The sequence below is a fragment of the Nostoc flagelliforme FACHB-838 genome (genome assembly GCF_014698065.1).
Classification (GTDB): Bacteria; Cyanobacteriota; Cyanobacteriia; order Cyanobacteriales; family Nostocaceae; genus Nostoc; species Nostoc flagelliforme_B.
In genome coordinates this window covers 1-2,993 of record NZ_JACJSI010000575.1, presented here as the reverse complement: position 1 = coordinate 2,993, position 2,993 = coordinate 1, and the positions used below count along the sequence as shown (strand labels likewise).

General features: G+C 41.5%; 3 protein-coding genes and 1 pseudogene. 3 read left to right on the top strand and 1 reads right to left on the bottom strand.

What is annotated here, in order from left to right; translation table 11 throughout:
• The 3 genes and pseudogenes from H6G97_RS49025 to H6G97_RS49015 form a co-directional block, all read left to right on the top strand.
• Positions 1 to 210 (top strand): annotated as a pseudogene (locus tag H6G97_RS49025) (hypothetical protein); the annotation flags it as partial.
• Between the two features lie 161 nt (positions 211 to 371).
• Complete coding sequence (locus tag H6G97_RS49020; protein ID WP_190947509.1) at positions 372 to 689, top strand: hypothetical protein; 318 nt, start codon at positions 372 to 374, stop codon at positions 687 to 689.
• Between the two features lie 313 nt (positions 690 to 1,002).
• Positions 1,003 to 1,797, top strand: a complete 795-nt coding sequence (locus H6G97_RS49015; RefSeq protein ID WP_190947508.1) for a methyltransferase domain-containing protein — start codon at positions 1,003 to 1,005, stop codon at positions 1,795 to 1,797.
• Positions 1,798 to 2,126: 329 nt separating this feature from the next.
• Here the strand turns inward: H6G97_RS49015 and H6G97_RS49010 are convergent.
• A partial coding sequence (locus tag H6G97_RS49010) for an AIPR family protein (protein ID WP_190947507.1) occupies positions 2,127 to 2,993 on the bottom strand: 867 nt, incomplete at its 5' end.

Here is a 2,993-nt window from a genome sequence, read left to right as displayed (position 1 = left end):
TTGGCTGGTCTGTATGATGGTAATCCCAAGCGCCACACAACCAAACCAATAGCAGAAAAGTTGTTGAATGCTTTCAATGGTATAACAATGTATTTTCATCAAGACGGCAGCTACGAAATGACTCAACTCGGTGAACTTCAACAACAAATTTTAACTCTGATGGGAATACCGCAGTCACTTTACACTTTCCCTTACCTTGTACCTGGATAAGTGCTTACCAGAATCCTATCTAATTAAGCTCCATAAGCTTTACAGTGCATTAATTCCTCTTCTAGCTTTTTAAATCAGCGAACCGACCGTACTTAAGTATCCTTTGGCTGGCATAGCAGTAAGTCCACGAGTTTATTTAATTTACATTTTATGCAAATTAGATGTGGAACAGCTTACCAATGCCTCTGTTAAAGAATTTTTCTGGTTATGACCGGGATCCCAAAAACTTTATTGACTCTGCACCAAGTAATAAGCAAACCTCTCAAGCTGAAAGTAAGGAGTCAAGCACACCAACAACCCAAATGCAACAGATGTTGGCGCTCTTAGAAAAGACGAAAGCCAATTCAATTGATGAGTTTATCCAAACCGAGTTGAAATTAGACGGAGTTCCACCAGAGCTGATCCGAAAAGGAATTGAAAAATTACTCCAAAATTCTCCAATTAAATATAAGTTCAATCCTTGGAATAACCAAAACTGAGAATTTACATCAGGAAAAAATATCCAACCGGACGTTTCATCAAAAAATTTCAAGCCGTTTTAATAACAACCCATTTCGACTTTTTGATATCGTTTAGATATTTGTCAGCATAGCGGAAAGCTGCTGCCTTATCGTGTTTTGCTATATTCAGTGCTTGTAACAATACGGATAAAGGAATTGCCACCTGTGTGAGCTTTTCGGCTAATATTACTGACGGCTATATAAGGTAGATTCTTTCATCAGTAAGCATCATCTCCAGTGTTCTAAAAAGGAGTATAGGATAAAACAAAACACACCTAAAAGAGATACTGTTATGTCATCGCAAAACTATGTTTTTCAGGACAATCAGCATGATACAGAACATATCCGGCTATCTGCAATTCAGGATGAGTTCGACCCTGATTCGCGTCGCAGGCTTTCTCAAATTGGTATTACTGCGGGATGGTCAGCCCTTGAGGTTGGTGCTGGTATGGGATCGATAATGAGTTGGATGGCGGATCAGGTGAGTGTTCAAGGAAAAGTAGTAGCAGTAGATATTGACACACGTTTTATCGAAAACACAAATCTACCTAACGTTGAAGTACGGTGTCTAGACATTGCAGAAAAAAAGCTAGATACCTCGTACTTCGACGTATGCCATGCTCGTTACGTATTACTGCACATTCGCGATTGGAAAAAGGCTATTGAAAACATTTGGCAATCTCTTAAGCCAGGCGGTTGGCTAGTTATTGAGGAACCAGATTTCGAGACATCCAAGGCAGTCGCTCACCCTGACAAAGAGTCAGTTAATCGGGTTAATAAAGCAATCTTGGCGATGTATGAGTCAATGGGTATTGATCCTTGCTTTGGGAGCCACTTACCTCAAATTTTCCAGCAGCTTGGATCTGAGAAAATCATGGTTGAAACCTATGTGCCTTTTGCAAATGGTGGGTCACGCATCTCCCAAATTATGAAGATGTCGGCACAGCATTTGGCAGAACGCTACATTGCAACTGGTGTGTGCTTGCAAGCCGATATAGAGCGATATATCGCTGTGGCAGATGACCCGTCAGTATGGGCGTACTACTACACAACAGTAGCTACAATTGGGCGAAAATCCTTGGGTTGATCCCAATACTGCTCGGGTTTTGCATTTTTAACTCGGTATTAAGTTTGGGGAAAAGGTTAAAGGGTAAAGGTTTCTTCTTTCCCCTTTCCTTTTCCCCAAAACCCGGCAAGTATTGACATAACTTTATACGCAAGACTCACATACAAGCGATGTCTTCTGGTGCGTCGGCAGCCTAGTACACGCAAAAAGCGATCGTCCACAGCCGAATGTCCAATACTTCACCAAAGTTTACGCCCGTAACCTGGGTGTTCACTTACCACCTGTCAAGCTTTCGGAGCAAAAGTGAGTTTGAGGAACTTGTGTCAGAGATGGAGTTATCAGAGATACAGTTAATTTCCAGTGGTTGCGTTGAGTTCACCCCTTTTCCCTTTGCCAAGATTGTTTGCACCTTGTGTCACATAAGGTTCTTCTGACTTACTGGAGTTAATCATTTTCACCAAGGATGAATTGAGATAACTTTGTGCAGAGATATACAAACTTTCCCAAATTTCTTGATTGCGGCTGATTTTTGTGCCGACTGTATTTCCTGCTGTTTTCTCCGACACCAAATATTTTCGGAAATAGTTATTCCACAAGTGTTGGAGAAAATTTTCAGCGAATTCGTTAAACGGCAGAATCCATTTATAGTCTTTATCCAAAAATACACGATAGGACGCAATTATCGGTAGCGCCAGGTCAGTTGGCGCACCAAACCCGAATGAATACTTGCTGTCCGGCAACAACGTAGTTTTACGTATATCTATTGATGCTAAATCGTTGCTACCCTTTCTTCTGGGGCTGCTGATATGTTCTTGAATTATTTCGTACAATCTTTGCTCTATCCACAAAGCTTGAGAGAGCAGAGGCAGTAAAGCAGTTAATCTTTCCCTTTCTGCGTCTGTGATGTTACTTGGAAGACTCATCCCTACTGGGTGCTTGGTTCGTTTATTACCGTCGGGATTGTATTTATTTCTGTCGAGGCAGTAAAGGAGCTTGAGCAAGTGGGTGACATTACACTGGGCATTTCTGGGAGCGCCGCTTTGGTTTTGGTAATAGGCAATGCGGAATTTCCTATCTTCTGCTCTTTCTAACTGGACTAAATATTGCTTGATGAATTTGTAATCACCTCTGGCATTGACTTTGGAGCGAGAATCTACTGGCGTTGTAGTATTTGAAGCTAGGGCTATATCTTTGGCTGATTCTTCAGTCAGTCCGAT

Coding starts and splice junctions, on each gene's coding strand:
- H6G97_RS49020 (WP_190947509.1), top strand. CDS start 372: ATGTGGAACAGCTTACCAATGCCTCTGTTAAAGAATTTTTCTGGTTAT.
- H6G97_RS49015 (WP_190947508.1), top strand. CDS start 1,003: ATGTCATCGCAAAACTATGTTTTTCAGGACAATCAGCATGATACAGAA.